The organism is Paraburkholderia sp. CNPSo 3272 (genome assembly GCF_024206495.1).
In the GTDB taxonomy this organism is placed as follows: domain Bacteria; phylum Pseudomonadota; class Gammaproteobacteria; order Burkholderiales; family Burkholderiaceae; genus Paraburkholderia.
This window is the reverse complement of record NZ_JAMBPQ010000002.1, coordinates 408985-426854: the sequence shown is the minus strand read 5'-3', so window position 1 is coordinate 426854 and position 17870 is coordinate 408985. Positions and strand designations below refer to the sequence as shown.

Genomic DNA, 17870 nt, shown 5'->3' with positions numbered 1-17870 from the left:
AACGGGCGCCACTGCAAGGCTAGCCCCCGAAGGCACGAGATGATGATCCGCCGACCGTACGCCGTGCTTGCCATCGGCATTGCGCTGGCAGCAGTGCTGACGCTTGTCGCTGCGTGGGTCATGGCGCAGATGCGGCACGACGCGCTCGCGAGCGCCCGCGCTTCGGCCTCCAACATGGCGCTGCTTTTCGAGCGCGACACGGCGCGCAATATCGACGTCTACGACCTTTCGCTGCAGGCCGTCATCGACGCCATCGACGATCCGCGTCTCGCCTCGCTACCCCCCGACATCCGCCAGAACGTGCTGTTCGACCGCTCGGCCACGGCGAAGAATCTCGGCGCGATTTTCGTCACCAACGCGGCGGGCGAGGTGGTGTTCGATTCGCGCTCGGTGCCGCCGCGCGCGCTCAATGTGGCCGACCGCGACTATTTCATCGCGCAGCGCGACTCGCCGCACGTGGGCCTCTTTCTGAGCCATCCGTTCATTCCACGCGAGGGGCCGGCCAACGCGACCATCGGAATGAGCCGCCGTCTCTCGAATCCCGACGGCTCTTTCGCAGGCGTGGTGGTGGGCACGATGCGGCTCGATTATTTCCGGCAATTGTTCAGCGGCGTGGACATCGGCGCGAACGGCACGCTCGCGCTCACCCTCGCCGACGGCACGCTGCTCATGCGCCGCCCGTACGTTCCTGAGTTGATCGGCAAAAGCGTCGCGGAATCCGCGCTCTTCCAGCGTTTCCGGCGATCGCAGGCTAGCGGCTTCTTCTCGCTCGGCCCCGTAGACCGCGTGCGGCGCTGGTTCGCGCTGCGGCCCGTGGACGGCTATCCGCTCGTGTTCGTCGTTGCCGTCGCGGCGGACGATATCTACCGCGAATGGCGCGTGCGCGCCTGGATCATCGGCACGCTTACGTCGGTGCTCGACATCTCGCTGATCGCGGTCTCGTTGATGTTCACGCGCCAGTTGCGCCGGCGCGGCGAGGTGGAGGCAGAGTTGCGCGTGCAGGCGGGCACCGACGCGCTCACCTCGCTCGCGAACCGGCGCGCCTTCGAAACCCGCGCGGACCACGAATGGGCGCGCGCACGCCGCTCGGGCAACCCGCTCGCGCTCGTGCTGCTCGACGTGGACCGCTTCAAGCTCTACAACGACCGCTACGGCCATCTCGCGGGCGACGACGCCATCGCGGCGGTGGCGCATGCGCTCCGCGCTCACGCACGCCGCGCGGCGGACTGTGCGGCGCGCTATGGCGGCGAGGAGTTCGTGCTGCTGCTGCCCGAAACGGGCGAGGCCCAGGCGCTCGCGCTGGCCGAAAAGGTGCGCGCCGCGATCGAGGCGCTGGCGCTGCCGCACGCCGATAGCCCGAACGGGGTGCTTACGGCAAGCGTGGGCGTAGCGTGTACGACCCAAATCGCGTTTGCCGACTGGCGCGCGCTCACCGACGCCGCCGACGCGGCGCTCTACAGGGCCAAGCGCTCTGGCCGCAACCGCGTGGCGGCGTGGCTGCCCGCTACGCCCGATGACGCCCGCGGCGCGGATGTCGAAGGCCGCTCTGGCTGACCACCATCCAATTTTACCCGGATGATATTGCACAATATAATTTACCCGGATAATATTCGCCAATCATTGGATATCAAGACGGAGAACACCATGGTGGTGGCGAATGGCTGTACGGCTTTTGCGGGCACGCGCCTGATCGCGCGCGGCGCGCCGCTTCAGGTGGCGCTGGCGGTCAAGGCGGAACTCGAGCGTGACGCGAACGAAAGCGGGAACGAGAACGGAGCGACGGTGCTGGTCTTCGACGACCGCGACGCCCGCCCGGTCGAATTCGATCTGCGAGGCACGGAAAAGGACATCGTGGCGCGCATCGCGGCGCAGGTGGGCAACGAGCAGGACGCAGCCGCGCCCAACGTCGCCGACGAAGCCGCACCGGAAGACGCCCCGCGCGGCCGCGGCCGCCCGAAGCTTGGCGTGATAGCGCGCGAGGTGACGTTGTTGCCGCGCCACTGGGACTGGCTCGGCGCGCAGCCTGGCGGCGCCTCGGTGGTGCTGCGCCGGCTCGTGGACGCCGCGCGCCACGCGAGCGAGGCACGCGAACGTGTGCGCGCGGCCCAGGAAGCCGCGCATCGCTTCATGACTGCGCTGGCCGGCAATCTGCCGGATTACGAGGATGCGTTGCGCGCGCTTTATGCGGGCGAGCGTAGCCGCTTCGAAGCGGCGAACGCGCCCTGGCCGGAAGACGTGCGCGACTATGCGCGGGAACTGGCGGAAGCCGCCTTCGCCTGAACGGGCGAAGGGCTCGAATTGCGCGGGCAAAAAAAAACCGCTCCAGCGGGGAGCAGGAGCGGGGAAGTCGGAGAGTTACTACTTGCCAACTCTGCATGAACACTCGTGTGGTCACGCAGCAAGGACAGTCTAGATCCGGCACCCCGCCCTCAATATAGGAGAAGTCTGAAACTCCATTCGGTGTCGACTTCATAACTCACGTCGACGGCTGCCGCAATTGTTTCGGACGCCCGACATCCGGCTTGCCACGCCGATTGCGGCTCCGTACACTCCCGCCTGACCTGCATCAAGGGCGGCCGTTGCATCGATGCGTGCGCGCCAACAATCAAAACCACAACCAGAACCGCAAATCACGCCGACAAGAGGAACCCATGTCCGACTCCTATTTCCCGCGCTGGCGCGCGCAGACGGGTGACGCCCGCAGCGTCGTGGCCCCCGACGAGCGCCTGCCCTGGCCGCAGATGCTCGCCATGGGCGTGCAGCACGTAGTCGCCATGTTCGGCTCGACCGTCCTCGCGCCGCTGCTCATGGGCTTCGACCCGAACCTGTGCATTTTCATGTCTGGTGTCGGCACGCTGCTGTTCTTCGTGGTGGTGGGCGGGCGCGTGCCGAGCTATCTCGGTTCGAGCTTCGCGTTCATCGGTCTCGTGATCGCCGTGACGGGCTATGGCGGCCAGGGACCCAATCCCAACATTCCGGTCGCGCTCGGCGGCATCATCGCGTGCGGCGTGGCTTATACGCTGATCGGCCTTCTAGTTTCGGCCGTCGGCACCAAGTGGATCGAAACGCTCATGCCGCCGGTGGTGACCGGCGCGATCGTCTGCGTGATCGGGCTGAATCTCGCGCCCATCGCGGTGAAGGGCGTGAGCGGCTCGATCTTCGACTCGTGGATGGCCATCGTCACCGTGCTCTGCGTGGGCGGCGTGGCGGTGTTCACGCGCGGCATGCTGCAGCGTTTGCTGATTCTCGTCGGCCTGTTGATCGCCTATGTGATCTACGCGATCGTCACGAACGGCATGGGCCTTGGCAAGCCGATCGACTTCTCGATCGTCGCGAACGCCGCCTGGTTCGGCATGCCGAAGTTCACCGCGCCGGTGTTCGACCCGCACGCCATGGCGCTGCTCGTGCCGATCGCCGTGATTCTGGTGGCGGAGAACCTCGGCCACATCAAGGCGGTTTCCGCGATGACGGGCTACAACCTCGACCGCTATGTGGGCCGCGCGTTCATCGGCGACGGCCTCGCCACGATCGTTTCGGGCTTCGCGGGCGGCACGGGTGTCACGACCTACGCGGAAAACATCGGCGTGATGGCCGTGACGAAGATCTACTCGACGCTCGTGTTCGTGATCGCCGCGCTCATCGCGCTCGTGCTCGGTTTCTCGCCGAAGTTCGGCGCCGTCATTCAGACGATTCCGGGCCCGGTGCTCGGCGGCGTCTCGATCGTCGTGTTCGGTCTGATCGCCGTGACGGGCGCGCGGATCTGGGTCGTCAACAAGGTGGACTTCTCGGACAACCGCAATCTCATCGTCGCCGCGGTCACGCTCGTTCTCGGCGCGGGCGACTTCTCGCTCAAGCTCGGCGGCTTCGGGCTGGGGGGCATCGGCACCGCCACGTTCGGCGCGATCATTCTCTACGCGCTGCTGCGCCGCAAACCGGCGCAGGAAGCGGCGGTTTAAGGCTCACCGCCTTACCGCCTTACCGCCTCACCGCGACATGCGGCGCCGGTCCTCGGCGCCGCGTTTTCCACTCTCTCGTTTCCCCCAACTGCGCCTAAGTGCTCAGTTGCGATTGCGTCCGCGCGTCGTCATCGCCGTTTCCGAAAGATCGACTTCGCGCATCAGCTTCGCGAGCGTCTCGTCGTTGATCTGCATCTGGTTGCGCAGCTTGAGCAGCGTCGCGCGTTCGGCGCGCATGCCGGCGAGGCGCATTTCCATTTCCAGCGCGTCCGAGCGGCGCGCGTTCGCGCTGCGGTCGCGGTCGGCGTCGAGCGAGGCGAGGCGGCGGCGGTAGGCGTCCATCACGCGCGCGGTCGTGTCGGCGGCGTAGGCGGCCTGCGATTCGTCGAGATCCTCGCTCACCTTTTCATGCACCGCATCCACGGCGCGGATGGCCGCCTGCGCCGCCTGGATGCGCGCCGCACGCTCCTCGGCCGCATGCGGTCCCTGCGCGCCGCGCCGCACGCCGCGCAGCAACAGCGGCAGACCCACGATCGCCACCAGCAGCGAGGCGAGGATCACCCCCGTCGCGATGAAGATGGCGCTGTCGCGCCCGGGCAGAGGGCTGCCGTTGGCGAGCGCCACGGGCAGCGAGAGCACGCCCGCGAGCGTCACCGCGCCGCGCACGCCCGCCACCGTGGTGATCGCCACGGTGCGCAGGCCCGGCACCGCGTTGGCCACGCCGTGACGCGCGGCGCCGCGGCTCGCCACCCAGCGCAGCAGCCACACCCAGCCGAAGCGCATGGCGTAGAGCGCCGCGAGCACGGCGGCGATATAGCCGATGAGGCGCAGCATCTGCACGTTGCTCGTGTGGTGCGCGTCGAGCAGCGCCTTGCCGAGAATGCCAGGGAACTGCAGGCCGAGCAGCGTAAACACCATGCCGTTAAAGACGAACTCGATCATCGACCAGGTGCTCGTGGCGCGCACGCGTGCCGACACCGGTCCTGTGTGCGCGACGCTCGTGAAATTCATCGTCATACCGGCGGAAACGGCCGCGAGCACGCCCGACACTTCGAGGTGCTCGGCGAACAGATACGCCGCGAACGGAATCAGCAAGGTGAGCACGACGCCGGGCGCGGGGTCGCCTTCTTCCGTCATGTTGAGAAAACGCGCCGAAACGAAGCTGAAGAGCCAGCCGATCGCCGCCCCAAGCGCCAGACCGCCCGCCGCGATCACGACGAAGCTGAGCGCCGCCGAGCGAAGCGAAAAGTAGCCGGTGAGCGCGGCCGCCACGGCGAACTTGAGCGCGACGAGGCCCGAGGCGTCGTTCATCAGCGCTTCGCCTTCGAGAATGTGCATGAGCTGCGCGGGAATGCGGTCCTTGCCGGCGATGCCCGAGAGCGCGACGGCGTCGGTGGGCGAGAGCACGGCGGCGAGCGCGAACGCCACGGGCAACGAGATCTGCGGCACGAGCCAGTGCACGAAGTAGCCCACGGCGACGACCGTCAGCAGCACGAGCCCGAGCGCGAGCATGAGGATCGCGCGGCGCTGCAAGAAGAACTCGCGTTTGGGCATGCGCCAGCCGTCCGCGAACAGCAGCGGCGGAATGAACAGCGCCATGAAGATGTCGGGATCGAACGTGACGTGCGGGTTCACGAGCGGAAACGTGAGCAGCGCGCCAATGCCGATCTGCACGAGCGGCAACGGCAGCTTGAGGGGCACGGTGCGCGCGATGATGCCGGACAGGGCGACAGCAAGCAGCAGAATGAGAACGGTGAAGAGAATGTCCATCGAAAAACGTAGCGGGGCGAAACGTGGCCGAACGGGACCAGGCGGGGAAGCGTCGAAGAGGGGCGGAGCCTCTTTTCACACGCGGTGCGGCACTGCGTTCTGGCGCGCATTAGAAAGGGGCGCGCCGGTCGAGGGACAGTGTAGCCTGACGCGTCTGTAAGCCGCCGCGAAGCGCGCAGGGCGAATACGTGATGAACCGGAATTTGCCGAAGATGCGGCCATTTGTCTTCCATGTGTGCGCCACGAAGTGCGCCACGACTGCGCCACGACCGAAGCAAAGGCGCGGGGAAAGGCGCACGATATCGGTGCGCCGTGCGATCTCTCGCGCGGTGCATGGCGTGCCCAATCGCTGCGCACGCGACGGGCGTGAACGCGTTTCCCGATGCGTGCCAGATCGCAGTGCGAGCGAGCACGGACCTTGCTTCATCCCTCTCCTGACGCAACGAAAACCAGGCTACGGAGGGTAAGCGCGGACCGTGCAGAGGCTGTGCGGACTGCAGCGTCCTTCCTACGCGCTAGAGGATGGCATGATCACAGAGCAACAGGACAAAACAGCCGTGACCCCTCACGGCTTCGATCTCAGCGTCACTTCGGGGCTACAGCGCTACAGCGCACACCACGGCGACCTTACGCTCACGAGCGTGTTCCAGCCGGTGTTCAGCCTCTCGCACATGCGTGCGGTGGGCTACGAAGGGCTGCTGCGCGCGCATGATCCGCTCGACCGCCCGGTTTCGCCGCTCGACGTATTCGGCGACGCCGCGCGCGTGGGCGAAGCGCTGCTGGTGGACCGGCTCGCCCAGGGGCTGCATCTGGAGAACTTCGCGCTGCTCGGCGCGGAGCGCGAGTGGCTCTTTCTCAACGTGCATCCGGGCACGCTGATCGAGGCTTATCACTCGGCGGCGCTGCTCGCGAACCTGCGGCGGCTGAACATCGCGCCGCGGCGCGTCGTGCTCGAGGTGCTGGAGGACGAGGCGACCGATCTCGACGCCCTCGCGCAGGCCGTGGCGACGTTTCGCGAGCGCGGCTTTCTCGTGGCGCTCGACGACTTCGGGGCGGGCAACGTCGATATCGGCCGCGTGTGGCAGCTCAATCCCGACATCGTGAAGCTCGACCGCATCATGCTCATGCATGCGCAGCATCGCGCCGACATGGCCGCGACGCTGCCCGCGCTCGTGGCGCTGTTGCACGACGCGGGCAAGCTCGTGCTGATCGAAGGCGTGGAGACGGAACACGAGGCGCAGCTCGCGCTCGCGTGCAACGCGGACTTCGTGCAGGGCTTCTTCTTCGCGCGGCCCGCGCCCGGACTCGCCGACGCGGCCCAGGCGCAGAGCGTGATCGCCGAGGCGACCGAGCGTTTTCGTCAGCAGACCGAAACGCGCGAGCGCGGCGAGACGAATCGCCTCGTGCCCTATCTGCGTGCGTTCGAGCGCGCGGCCGAACGGCTTGCGGCCGGCGAATCGATGGAGGAGGTGTGCTGGAACTTCCTCGCGCTCGATCATGCGGCGCGCTGCTATCTGCTCGATTCGAACGGCAGGCAGGCGGGCCGCAACGTGGTGCTGCGCGTCGATCGCGCGGAGCGCGATGCGCGCTTCTTGCCGCTGGAGGACGCACAAGGCGCGAGCTGGCTGCGCAGGCCGTACTTCCGCACGGCGCTCGTCACGCCGGGGCGGGTGCACGTGACCGGGCCGTATCTGTCGATTAACGAGGCGCTGCCGTGCCTGACGCTTTCGATGGCGGTCCCGGTGGGCGAGCGCCTGTGCGTGCTGTGCGGCGACATCGACTGGTTCGAGTAGGCGTGCATCTGCGATCATGTCGCGTTCCTCACGACATGGCGCGCCAACATGCAACATGAACGGGTCCTGCTGGAAGTCATCGCGACCACGGTCGCCGATGCGCAAGCCGCGGAGCGCGGCGGCGCGGATCGTCTAGAACTCGTCACCGCAATGGGCGAGGGCGGCCTTACGCCGAGCATCGGTATGATCGAAGCCGTAGTCACGGCGGTGGCGATTCCCGTGAACGTGATCGTGCGGCCGCACAGCCGCTCGTTTATTTACGATGCGAGCGATTACGCGGTGATGCTGCGCGACGTGCGTGCGGCAAAGCGGGCAGGCGCGCATGCGGTCGTGATCGGCATGCTCACGGCTTCGCATGAAGTGGATCGCGAAGGACTGCAGCGCGCGATCGACGCCGCCGACGGCATGCCGCTCACGTTTCATCGCGCGTTCGACGAAGTACGCGATCTGCACGAAGCGCTCGACGTGCTGCTTGGTTTCGACGCCGTGACGAACGTCCTCACCTCGGGCGGCAAGCCTTCGGTGCTCGACGCGCAGAGGCAGATCGCAAAGCTCGTGCAGCGCGCGGCGCGCACGCATTGCACGGTGCTGGCGGGCGCGGGACTGACGCTCGAGCGCGTCGCGCAATTCGTGAGCGCGACGCAGGTGTGCGCGGTTCACTTCGGCTCGGGCGTGCGCGTTGACGGCAAGGGGCTCGCTCCCGTCGACGAGAACAGGGTGCGGCTCGCGCGGAACCTGCTCGACGCCTGACCCATAAAAAAGCGCGCGCCATTCAGATGAACGGCGCGCGCCTTCCTGCTTCGCGTCACGTTACTTCGCCACCACCACCGGAATGCCGCGCAGCGCGCCCGCGCCCTTGAACGAAGCGAGGGCTTCCTGTACCGCCGCGCTCGTCTTCACGTCGATGGCAAGGCGCGCCGCCAGTTCGCGCTCGCTGCGTTTGACCGCCGCGAGGTTCGCCAGCTTGACGTGCCCATAGCCGCGCACACGTTGATGCAGATTCGCGAGCTTGGCAATGTCGTCGGCGTTTTCGGCGGTGAGGCTTGCGAACGCACCGCGCAGCGTCGCCTCGTAGTCGCCGGAGAGGGCGCGCTCCATGCGTCGCTCCAGCGTCTTGCCGAACGGATCGAGCCACGTGCCGCGCACGCTGCGGCCCTTCTTGAGCAGCCCAAACGCACTCCACATCCACTGGCCGAACTGCATCTTGCGCGGAGGCTGGCCATTCTTTTCACGCGCGATGAGCGGCGGCGCGAGGTTGAACTTCACGGTGAAGTCGCTGCCCGCCGTGCCCTCGAACTGCGCCTCGAGCGCGGCGCGCAACGCCGGGTCGGCGTGCAGGCGCGCGACTTCGTATTCGTCCTTCACGGCAAGCAGCCGGTAGAACGTGGTCGCGACGGCGCGCGCGAGTGTTTTCTCCGCACTCTTGTCGGCGCTGCGTGCGGCGTCGACCAGCGCGCGATAACGCTTCACGTAGCTCGCGCCGCCATACGCGAGCAGACGTGCTTCGCGGTCGGCGATCAGTTCGTCGAGCGTTTGGGTGAGCTTGCGCGCCGTGGCTTTCGCGGCTGCCGTGCGTTGCGTGTCGAGCGCTTCTAGCGCGGCCGGATCGGCGGCGGCCATGCGGCCAATCGAGAACGCGAACAGGTTTGCCTTCACGGCCACGTTGTTCAGCTCGATGGCGCGCGTGAGCGCCGCGAGCGAGACCGGCACGAGGCCGAGCTGCCACGCAAAGCCGAGCATCACGATGTTTGCGCCGATCGTGTCGCCGAGATAACGTTGCGCGAGCGCCTGGGCGTCGCATGCGGCAAGCGGATCTTGCGCCGGTTGTGCGCCGCCTGTCGCCGCGTGCCGCATCTTCGCGAGCAGCGCGTCGGCGTGCAGGTTCGCTTCCGGGTTCTGCACGAACGACGCGTTCGGAATCTCATGCGTGTTCACGACGATGCGCGTGCGGTCGTGTCGCACGGTTTGCAGCGCGTCGGCGCTCGCGCCCACCACCATGTCGCAGGCGAGCAGCAGGTCGGCCTGCTGCGTGTCGATGCGCACCTGGTTGAGCAGCGCGTCGGTCGCCGCGAAGCGCACGAACGAGAGCACCGAGCCGCCCTTCTGCGCGAAGCCCATGAAGTCGAGGACCGAAGCGCTCTTGCCTTCCAGATGCGCGGCCATGCTGATGAGCGCGCCCACGGTCACGACACCGGTGCCCCCCACGCCCGTCACGAGGATGTCGTAGGGCGCGTTCTCGAGATGCGTGGCCGGCATGGGCAGCGCATTCACGCGCGCGGTGAGCGCCTGCGGATCGAACGCCGCGCCCGCGGCCTTCTTGAGCTTGCCGCCCTCGATGGTGACGAAGCTCGGGCAGAAGCCGTTCACGCACGAATAGTCCTTGTTGCACGACGACTGGTCGATGCGACGCTTGCGGCCAAGCTCCGTTTCCACGGGTTCGACCGAAAGACAATTCGACTGCACGCCGCAATCGCCGCAGCCTTCGCACACTTCCTCGTTGATGAAGAGGCGCTTGTCCGGGTCGGGGAATTCGCCTTTCTTGCGGCGGCGGCGCTTTTCGGCGGCGCAGGTCTGGTCGTAGATCAGCACGGTCACGCCCGGCGTTTCGCGCAGTTCGCGCTGCACCGTATCGAGTTCGCTGCGGTGATGGAACGTCGTGCCCTTCGGGAACAGGCCATGATGGCCGTCGTACTTCTCGGGCTCGTCGCTCACCACCACGAAGCGCGAGACGCCTTCGGCCTCCACCTGGCGTGCGATCTGCGGCACGGAGATGCTGCCGTCCACGGGCTGGCCGCCCGTCATCGCCACGGCGTCGTTGTAGAGGATCTTGTAGGTGATGTTGGTCTTCGCCGCGACTGCCTGGCGAATCGCAAGGATGCCTGAGTGAAAGTAGGTGCCGTCGCCGAGATTCTGGAACACGTGCGGCATCTTCGTGAACATCGAATGCGCGGCCCAGTCCACGCCTTCGCCGCCCATCTGGATCAGACCGGTCGTGTCGCGCTCCATCCACGAAGCCATGAAGTGGCAGCCGATGCCGGCCTGCGCGATCGAGCCTTCGGGCACCTTGGTCGACGTGTTGTGCGGGCAGCCCGAGCAGAAGTAGGGCGTGCGGCGCACGGCGTCGGCGGCGTTCGAGAGGATTTGCGGCGCGACGAGATCGACCACGCGCTCGCGGCGGTCGAGCGCGGGCCGGTGCTTCGCGAGCCATGCGGCGAACACGGGCAAGATGCGCGAGGGGCGCAGCTCGCCCAGCTCCGAGAGCAGCAGCGTGCCGTCTTCGGCGTGCTTGCCGATCACCGTGGGGCGCGCGCCTTCCTTGCGGTTGTAGAGGTAGTCCTTGATCTGCTGCTCGATCACCGGGCCCTTCTCCTCGATCACGAGCACGTCGGTGAGGCCCGCGACGAACGCGTCGATCCGCGACATCTCCAGCGGGAACGACAGGCCCACCTTGTAGATGCGCACGCCCGCGCGGTCGAGGTCGTCGACGGTGAGATCGAGACGGCGCAGCGTTTCCATCAGGTCCAGATGCGCCTTGCCGCAGGTGACGATGCCCACGTTCGCGTGCGGGCTCGGCGCGATCCACTTGTCGATGCTGTTCATGCGCGCGAAGTGGCGCACGGCGTCGAGCTTGGCTGCGAGGCGCTGCTCGATGGCGAGACTCGGCAGATCGGGCCAGCGGTTGTGCAGGCCGCCCGGCGGCGGGGTCAATCCTTCCGGTGCTTGCCAGTCGGTTTTGATGGCATCGAGGTCGACGGTCGAGCCCGACTCCACCGTTTCCGAAATCGCCTTGTAGCCGACCCACGCGCCCGAGTAGCGCGAGAGCGCCCAGCCATAGAGGCCGAATTCGAGCATGTCCGCGATGTTCGACGGATTCACGACAGGCATGTGCCACGCCATCATCGCGAAGTCGCTCTGATGCGGCATCGACGACGACACGCAGCCGTGGTCGTCGCCGGCCACCACGAGCACGCCGCCGTGCGGCGACGAGCCGTACGCGTTGCCGTGCTTGAGCGCGTCGCCGGCGCGATCGACGCCCGGGCCCTTGCCGTACCACATCGCGAACACGCCTTCGACGGTGCGCTCCGGGTCCGCTTCCACGCGCTGCGTGCCGAGCACGGCGGTGCCGCCCAACTCCTCGTTGATGGCGGGCAGGAAGCGCACGTCGGCGGCTTCGAGCAGTTTCTTCGCCTTCCACGCCTGCTGATCGACCATGCCGAGCGGCGAGCCGCGATAGCCGCTGATGAAGCCTGCGGTGTTCAGGCCATGCGCGCGGTCGAGTGCGCGCTGCATGAGCGCGAGGCGGATCAGCGCCTGGGTGCCGGTCAGGAAAATGCGGCCGCGCGTGGCGGTGAGGTTGTCGGTGAGCTTGTAATCAGCGAGGGGCGGCGTATCAAGCGGCGAGGACGTATCGCCGAACGGGGGGCGCGCGGTCATTGGGGGGAGTCTCCATTTGTCGAACGCAGTGAGCGCTTCAGCTGTCGCCCGGAGTTAGTGCTTCAGCACTTACTCCGGGCCCATGCAGAGCACTTACTGCGTTCGCATGCATAGCTTTGCGGTCGCTCAAGCCCCACGGAGCAGGGCGGCGAAAGAGACTCTATTTTTCCTCGCCAATGACGCAAATTTTTTGCTAACTCTCCGGCGCTGCCGCTTATTCGCGCGAGAGCCTGCCCGCGCCGGGCGAGTTTGGAGAGAGATTTTCCCTGCCGTGCCGCAAACCCGTCTGAAACGGCCTTCGGGACAATCCGTCAGATCGTCCGGGGTGCGTAGGGCTTTGCCCGATCGAAGGGCACGACATCGTGAAAGTGCGTGTAGTCCATCGTGCTCACGCCGTCCGCGTCGCTCATCAGGTCGACGTAGCGGTAGTCCCAGCGGATCTGGCGGTCCGACCAGCTAAAGCGCGCCTGCATGGTCTGCGCGGTGGACTCGTCGGAGCCCTCGATCACGACGTGCAGCGTGGCGTGCTGCTCGGCCAGCGTCTCGGGCGTGACGCCGTAGAGCGGGCTCGACTCGTCGATCACGTGCATGAGATTCCAGCCCAGCGTGAAGAGCGGATGCTGGTCGCGCACGAGCTTGAGGTCGTGAATGCGCCGCGCGCGAAAGCCATCCGACGAGGTTTCGATGCGGATGAGCCGCAGCTTCGCGCCCGCTTCGGCGATCACGTTCTGGCGGGCGTTGGCGGCGCGCGCCATCAGCGTCATGCGGCCTTCGATGGGGTGCACCACCACCTGGCTCGCGAACATGATCTTCGCGCGCGGGCGCGAGAAGCGCGCGAACACGAGGCCGGTCGCCAACGCGATGCCCGACATGCCGACGAAGATTTCCAGCGTGGCGACGATATGCGCATAGAGCGTTTGCGGATGCATGTCGCCGTAGCCGACCGTGGCGAGCGTTTCCACGCTGAAGAAGAACGCGCCGAGAAAGCCCGTCGGGTACTGATTGGCGATGGGCGCCGTGCCGAGCTGGTAGAGGCACGCGAACACGCCGTTCATGAGCAGGAACAGAGCCGCGAGCGACGCAAAGAAGGTGGGCCAGCGCATGGTGAGCGCCGTGTGATAGAAGTCGCCCCAGGACTGCGGCATGCCGTAGACGAGCACCTCGCGCGTGCCGATCATCAGCTTGCGCGGCGTGCCGCGTCTGGCTTTTCGCCTCGGCCCCGCGGGCGTTTCGGCCTCGCAGGCGGCCATGTCCACGCCGGGTGAAGCCCCGGATGCCGAATCGGCTTGCTGGGCCGCTTCCTGGTTGGCGAAGCGCTCCGGCGTCTCGGACGTCATGATGGTCCCTGCGGATCTGAAGTAAGGAGAAGAGCGTAGCAATGCCGCAGGGACAGGACAAGCGGGCACGCGCCGACGCGCGCTGGCGGGGCGCACGGCTAGCGCGGCGAGAGCAGGAGTGCGACGCGGGAGGAACCGCGTCGAACGAAAGGCTTACGGAAACCCGTGCGGCTTCGGAATGCCCGCGCCATGTTCGATATCGGCGATGGCCTGGCGGCGCGCGGCGTCCACGGCTAGCGTCGCCGCGTCGAAGCCGGCGTTGCCGCCGACCGTGACCCACGGCTGTACGGCCTTGTCGCGATGCGTGATTTGATACTCGGCGTCCCAGCGAGCGCCCAGCAGTTCGAGCGGATGCACGTGGATGGCGTAGACGCCGTATAGAAAGAGCTGTTCGGACATGGCTAACCTCCTGTCGACCAGAGTTAGCGCTTTAGCGCTTACTCTGGTCCCATGCACAGCTGTCGACCAGAGTTAGCGCTTTAGCTGTCGGCCGGAGTTAGTGCTTCAGCACTTACTCCGGGCCCATGCAAAGCGCTTACTCTGGTCCCATGCACAGCTGTTGACCGCACTCGTGCGGCCCCATGAAGAGCACCCCCGCCTCTTGCAGCGTTGCCCGCAGTCCCTGAGCGGGCACCGGGCTCACCGCGGCGACTTACAGTTCGAGTTCGCCGAGAATGCGATGCGCCAGCGCCTTGGCTTCTTCGAGAGCCTCTTCCGGCGTGCCCGATGCGGCTTCGACTTCGTACACCGCGTTCTCGAGTTCCTCGCCGTCGTCGCGCGCCAGGGAGACCAGGCCCTGGTACTGGCCGGCGTTCATGGGCCGCACAGAGGCGACGGCCGTGTAGATCCCCTTGGTGTAGCTGACGTCTTCCATAACGTGCTCCTCGTGGAAGGAAACTCCCCTCGACGGGTCACGTGGATTGGGGCGCGCAAGCGTCGCGCATGACCCGCAGCAGGAGGAGATTCCATGCTAGCACGTTGCCCGCGCCGCTGCGGGACACGCATATGACGGCGGCGCGGCGCTTTCGTGTCAGCCCCGCGCGGTGTCCAGGCGGTGCGCCAGACTGCGCGCCGCGGGCGCCTTCAGTCGGCGATCAGCGCGACGACTTCGTCGAGCGTCGGCGAATGCGCGCCGGGCCGGCGGCACGCGGCGGCGCCCGCGGCGAGCGCGAAGGCCAGATGCTGGCGCCAGTTGCGCTGCGGGGCGCTCATGAGACTGAACAACAGCCCGCCGATGGACGCGTCGCCGGCACCTACCGTATCGGCCACTTCGACGCGCGGCGGCGCCGCCTCGATCACCTGGTTGCCCACATAGAGCGTGGCCGCCTGCGCGCCGCGCGTGACGAGCAGCGTGGCGGCCGGATTGAGCGCGCGCACGGCTTCGATGGCTTCGGCCTCGCTCTTGCCGGCGAACAGCATGCGCAGGTCTTCGTCGGAGACCTTGATGAGGTCGGCGAGCGCGGCCATGCGGCGCAGGATCGGCTCGTAGCCGTGCGCCATGAGGTTGCGGTAGTTCGGATCGAAGCTGATCTTCACGCCGGCCGCGCGCAGCTCGGCGGCGAGCGTGGCGAGCGTTTCGCCGAGCGGCTGGCGCACGAGGCTGATGCAGCCGAAGTGCGCCCACTTCGCATGCGCGCGCCAGCCTTCGGGCAGCTTCGCGGGATCGAAGGCGAGGTCGGCGCTGTGCTCGCCGATGAAGTAGTACGCGGGCGGATGCGTCTGATGCACGATAGCGAGCAGCGGCGCGCGCTCCACGCGCTGCATGAAGCGCATGTCGAGACCGGCGGCCACGCTTGCGTTCCAGAGCTCGTCCGAGAAGTTGTCGACGCCGAGCGCTCCCACGCTCGCCGTGGGCAGCCCGAGGCGCGCGACCGCGCGCGCGACGTTCCAGCCCGCGCCGCCAGGATGCGCGCGCCAGTGCGAGTCCATGCCCGGTGCGCCGGGCTGCGTCGTATGCGGCGTGCCCTCGGGCGCGGGGGTGCGCACGAGATCGGTGAGGATGTCGCCGGCCGAGATGAAGGCCGGGAAGCCGGACGAAAAGTCCGGGCCGGTGCTGCAGGTGCTCATCGTCGTGTTCCTCTGTTTAGTTCTGGCCGCTCGTGCCCGTCATGTCGTTCGCGCCACCAGCGGCGGCGGTCGCTTCCTCGCGGCCCACGACCGGCGCCATGCCGCGTCCTGGCAGCGCGTTCAGCGCTTCGTAGCACGCGCCCATGGTGTGATAGTCGGTCTTGCCGGCGGGGCTCTTCTCGTCACTGTACTTGCGGTTGTCGCAAGTGAGGATGCGGTACCACGCTCCGTAACGATGATCGACGAAATTCGCCCAGCTGTAGCGCCAGATTTCGTCGTACCAGTCCCAGAAGCGCTCGTTGCCGGTGCGCTTGCCGAGCAGCGCCGCCGTGGCGAAGGTTTCCGCCTGCACCCAGAAGTACTTGTCGTGATCGCACACGGTGCCGTCCGGGCCGAAGCCGTAGTAGAGGCCGCCGTGATCGTTGTCCCAGGCGTGCGCCATGGCGGCGTCGAACAGTTCGATCGCGCGCGGCAGCAGCCAGGGCAGCGGCCGGTGGCGTTCGAGCAGCAAGAGCAGCTTCGCCCACTCCGTTTGATGGCCCGGCTGGAAGCCCCACGGGCGGAAGATGTTCGAGCTGTCTTCCTCGTTGTAGTGCCAGTCCACCGACCAGTCCGCGTGAAAGTGCTCCCACACGAGCCCTTGCGAAAGCTTCGCCTGGCGCAGCGTGATGTTCGAGGCCACGCGCTCGGCGCGGTCGAGATAGACGAGATGGCCCGTCGCCTCATAGGCCGCGAGTAGCGCCTCGGTCGTGTGCATGTTGGCGTTCTGGCCGCGATAGCCGGACACGACCCAGTCGGCGCTCGCCTCGTCGGCGTAGAGGCCCGCTGCGCCGTCCCAGAAGCGGTGTTCCATCAGATCGAAAGTCGCGCCGATCATCGGCCGCGCTTCTTCGATGCCGGCCATCGCCGCATGCGCGTAAGCGAGCAGCACGAACGCGAGGCCGTAGCAGTGGCGCGTGGCGTCGAGCACGCGCTTCTTGCCGTCGCGCCAGTCGATCTCCCAGTCGTAGCCCTGCAGATGCGGGTCCCAGTGGCCCTCGCGCAAGAACTGCAGGCCGTGGCGCGCGTATTCGAGGTAGTGCGGATCGCCGAACTCGCGATACGCCATCGCATAGTTGAAGACGTAGCGGCAGCTGCTCACGAGGTGGCGCGAGTGCGCGTTATAGATCGAGCCGTCGTCGCGGAAGTAGTGGAAGAAGCCGCCCGAGGGATCGAGCACGTTCGGCGCGTAAAAGCGCAGCGTGTCCTGCACGTGGCCGAGCAGGAAGCCGCGGTCGCGAAAGCTCGCGACGCCCGGTACGGCGACGGGTTGTGCGGTGGCGGAGGAGGCGGTGTCGGCGGTCATCGTCATGGCTTTCTCTTCTGGCTTGGACGTGGCTTCAGCGTATTTTCGATCTGTGTTCTGCGTGTTTTCGACGGCGCGCGTCACGCGCTCTGCGGTGCATCTGCAGCATGATGGACGGCGTGCGCGACAATGAGATTCGATGACGCCGCACCCAGTGTGCTCGCACGCGCGACGAGCTGCACCGGCAAGCGGATTTCGCTCGCGTCAGGCGTTTCTTCGAGCAGCAGTTCGACGCCGCGCCGCCCGAGCGCTTCCTTGTCGACGGCGATCGTCGAGAGCGGCGGCGTGGCGTGGGTGGCGCCAGCGATATCGTCGAAACCGATGATGGCGATGTCCTCGGGCACGCGCAGGCCGTTGGCGAGGCACACGCGCATGGCGGCGAGCGCGGCGGCGTCGTTGTAGGCGAAAAGCGCGTCGGGCGGCGGGCGCGAGGCGGCGCGCGCCGCGTCGATCAAACGCTGCATGGCGAGCGACGCGCCCGTGTCGGGATCGAGGCCGCCGTCGATCGTCGTTTCGAGCGACGGGTCGAACAAGAGCCCCGCCTCGAAGAACGCGCGCCGGTAGCCGAGCGCGCGCTGCGCGATGCTGTAGTGCGCGAGCGAGCCGCCGATGAACGCAATGCGCCGCCGTCCCAGTTCGAACAGATGCTGCATGGCGAGCGCGGCGCCGGCCGCGTTATCAATGTTCACCGAGCGCAGGCCAGCCGCCCACAGGTCGATCAGCACGAGCGGGCGCTGCAGCGCGACGAGCGCGGCGAGCATTTCCGGCTCGACGAAGCCCGCAACGGCGATGGCGTCGGGCGCGTGCAGGCGCAACTGCTGGACGGTGTCGTCGGCGGGACCGGCGGTGAGCAGCGCGGGCACGATGCCGTGTTCGCGGCAGGCGTCTTCCACGCCGTGCAGCACGTGCGAAAAGAACGGGCTGGCCGCGAAGTTGTTGTGCTGGCGATGGAGCAGGAAGGTGAGCCGCCGAATGCGCGGACGCAGTTGCGCGCAGTCATAGCCGAGCGTGCGCGCGACTTCGACGATGCGCCCGCGCGTGGCCTCGGAAAGGCCCGGCTGGTTCTTCAACGCGCGCGACACCGTGCCGATCGACACGTTGGCGGCTTGCGCGACGTCACGAATGGTTGTCCCCATAATTCCTGGCTGGCGGTGGCGCGTTGGGCGTT

Annotated in this window: 13 protein-coding genes; 5 read left to right on the top strand and 8 right to left on the bottom strand. The window is 67.2% G+C overall.

Going from position 1 to position 17870, the window contains the following annotated elements; genetic code table 11:
* The first annotated feature begins 39 nt into the window (after window positions 1-39).
* From M3I53_RS04290 to M3I53_RS04280, 3 genes are all read left to right on the top strand, one after another.
* Window positions 40-1554: a sensor domain-containing diguanylate cyclase gene (locus M3I53_RS04290; protein ID WP_254314697.1), complete on the top strand. Its 1515-nt coding sequence runs from the start codon at window positions 40-42 to the stop codon at window positions 1552-1554.
* 90 nt (window positions 1555-1644) lie between these two features.
* Window positions 1645-2280, top strand: coding sequence for a DUF2239 family protein (locus tag M3I53_RS04285; RefSeq protein ID WP_254314696.1), 636 nt, complete (start codon window positions 1645-1647; stop codon window positions 2278-2280).
* Window positions 2281-2651: 371 nt separating this feature from the next.
* Entirely contained in the window at window positions 2652-3956 is a 1305-nt protein-coding gene (locus M3I53_RS04280; RefSeq protein ID WP_254314695.1) for a solute carrier family 23 protein, read from the top strand.
* 102 nt (window positions 3957-4058) lie between these two features.
* Here M3I53_RS04280 and M3I53_RS04275 read toward each other — a convergent pair whose 3' ends face one another.
* The gene (locus tag M3I53_RS04275; protein WP_254314694.1) at window positions 4059-5726 is read right to left on the bottom strand and encodes a Na+/H+ antiporter; all 1668 of its coding nucleotides are present in this window, start codon (window positions 5724-5726) and stop codon (window positions 4059-4061) included.
* Window positions 5727-6253: 527 nt separating this feature from the next.
* Here M3I53_RS04275 and M3I53_RS04270 point away from each other — a divergent pair.
* Window positions 6254-7519: an EAL domain-containing protein gene (locus M3I53_RS04270; RefSeq protein ID WP_254314693.1), complete on the top strand. Its 1266-nt coding sequence runs from the start codon at window positions 6254-6256 to the stop codon at window positions 7517-7519.
* A 48-nt stretch (window positions 7520-7567) separates the two neighbouring features.
* The gene (locus M3I53_RS04265; protein ID WP_254314692.1) at window positions 7568-8269 is read left to right on the top strand and encodes a copper homeostasis protein CutC; all 702 of its coding nucleotides are present in this window, start codon (window positions 7568-7570) and stop codon (window positions 8267-8269) included.
* Between the two features lie 60 nt (window positions 8270-8329).
* Here the strand turns inward: M3I53_RS04265 and M3I53_RS04260 are convergent, their stop codons facing one another.
* From M3I53_RS04260 to M3I53_RS04230, 7 genes are all read right to left on the bottom strand, one after another.
* A complete protein-coding gene (locus M3I53_RS04260) occupies window positions 8330-11953 on the bottom strand; it encodes an indolepyruvate ferredoxin oxidoreductase family protein (protein WP_254314691.1) in 3624 nt (1207 codons plus the stop codon).
* Window positions 11954-12264: 311 nt separating this feature from the next.
* Entirely contained in the window at window positions 12265-13203 is a 939-nt protein-coding gene (locus M3I53_RS04255) for an ion channel (RefSeq protein WP_254314740.1), read from the bottom strand.
* A 240-nt stretch (window positions 13204-13443) separates the two neighbouring features.
* Window positions 13444-13689, bottom strand: coding sequence for a hypothetical protein (locus tag M3I53_RS04250; RefSeq protein WP_254314690.1), 246 nt, complete (start codon window positions 13687-13689; stop codon window positions 13444-13446).
* 253 nt (window positions 13690-13942) lie between these two features.
* Complete coding sequence (locus M3I53_RS04245) at window positions 13943-14164, bottom strand: hypothetical protein (protein ID WP_028201740.1); 222 nt, start codon at window positions 14162-14164, stop codon at window positions 13943-13945.
* Window positions 14165-14373: 209 nt separating this feature from the next.
* Window positions 14374-15357, bottom strand: coding sequence for a carbohydrate kinase (locus M3I53_RS04240; RefSeq protein WP_254314689.1), 984 nt, complete (start codon window positions 15355-15357; stop codon window positions 14374-14376).
* Between the two features lie 16 nt (window positions 15358-15373).
* A complete protein-coding gene (locus M3I53_RS04235) occupies window positions 15374-16708 on the bottom strand; it encodes an AGE family epimerase/isomerase (RefSeq protein WP_254314688.1) in 1335 nt (444 codons plus the stop codon).
* Window positions 16709-16782: 74 nt separating this feature from the next.
* Window positions 16783-17838, bottom strand: coding sequence for a LacI family DNA-binding transcriptional regulator (locus M3I53_RS04230; RefSeq protein ID WP_254314687.1), 1056 nt, complete (start codon window positions 17836-17838; stop codon window positions 16783-16785).
* Window positions 17839-17870 lie beyond the last annotated feature (32 nt).

Excerpts from the sequence above, each read along its gene's own strand:
- M3I53_RS04290 (WP_254314697.1), top strand. The coding sequence starts at position 40 with ATGATGATCCGCCGACCGTACGCCGTGCTTGCCATCGGCATTGCGCTG.
- M3I53_RS04285 (WP_254314696.1), top strand. The coding sequence starts at position 1,645 with ATGGTGGTGGCGAATGGCTGTACGGCTTTTGCGGGCACGCGCCTGATC.
- M3I53_RS04280 (WP_254314695.1), top strand. The coding sequence starts at position 2,652 with ATGTCCGACTCCTATTTCCCGCGCTGGCGCGCGCAGACGGGTGACGCC.
- M3I53_RS04275 (WP_254314694.1), bottom strand. The coding sequence starts at position 5,726 with ATGGACATTCTCTTCACCGTTCTCATTCTGCTGCTTGCTGTCGCCCTG.
- M3I53_RS04270 (WP_254314693.1), top strand. The coding sequence starts at position 6,254 with ATGATCACAGAGCAACAGGACAAAACAGCCGTGACCCCTCACGGCTTC.
- M3I53_RS04265 (WP_254314692.1), top strand. The coding sequence starts at position 7,568 with ATGCAACATGAACGGGTCCTGCTGGAAGTCATCGCGACCACGGTCGCC.
- M3I53_RS04260 (WP_254314691.1), bottom strand. The coding sequence starts at position 11,953 with ATGACCGCGCGCCCCCCGTTCGGCGATACGTCCTCGCCGCTTGATACG.
- M3I53_RS04255 (WP_254314740.1), bottom strand. The coding sequence starts at position 13,203 with ATGGCCGCCTGCGAGGCCGAAACGCCCGCGGGGCCGAGGCGAAAAGCC.
- M3I53_RS04250 (WP_254314690.1), bottom strand. The coding sequence starts at position 13,689 with ATGTCCGAACAGCTCTTTCTATACGGCGTCTACGCCATCCACGTGCAT.
- M3I53_RS04245 (WP_028201740.1), bottom strand. The coding sequence starts at position 14,164 with ATGGAAGACGTCAGCTACACCAAGGGGATCTACACGGCCGTCGCCTCT.
- M3I53_RS04240 (WP_254314689.1), bottom strand. The coding sequence starts at position 15,357 with ATGAGCACCTGCAGCACCGGCCCGGACTTTTCGTCCGGCTTCCCGGCC.
- M3I53_RS04235 (WP_254314688.1), bottom strand. The coding sequence starts at position 16,708 with ATGACGATGACCGCCGACACCGCCTCCTCCGCCACCGCACAACCCGTC.
- M3I53_RS04230 (WP_254314687.1), bottom strand. The coding sequence starts at position 17,838 with ATGGGGACAACCATTCGTGACGTCGCGCAAGCCGCCAACGTGTCGATC.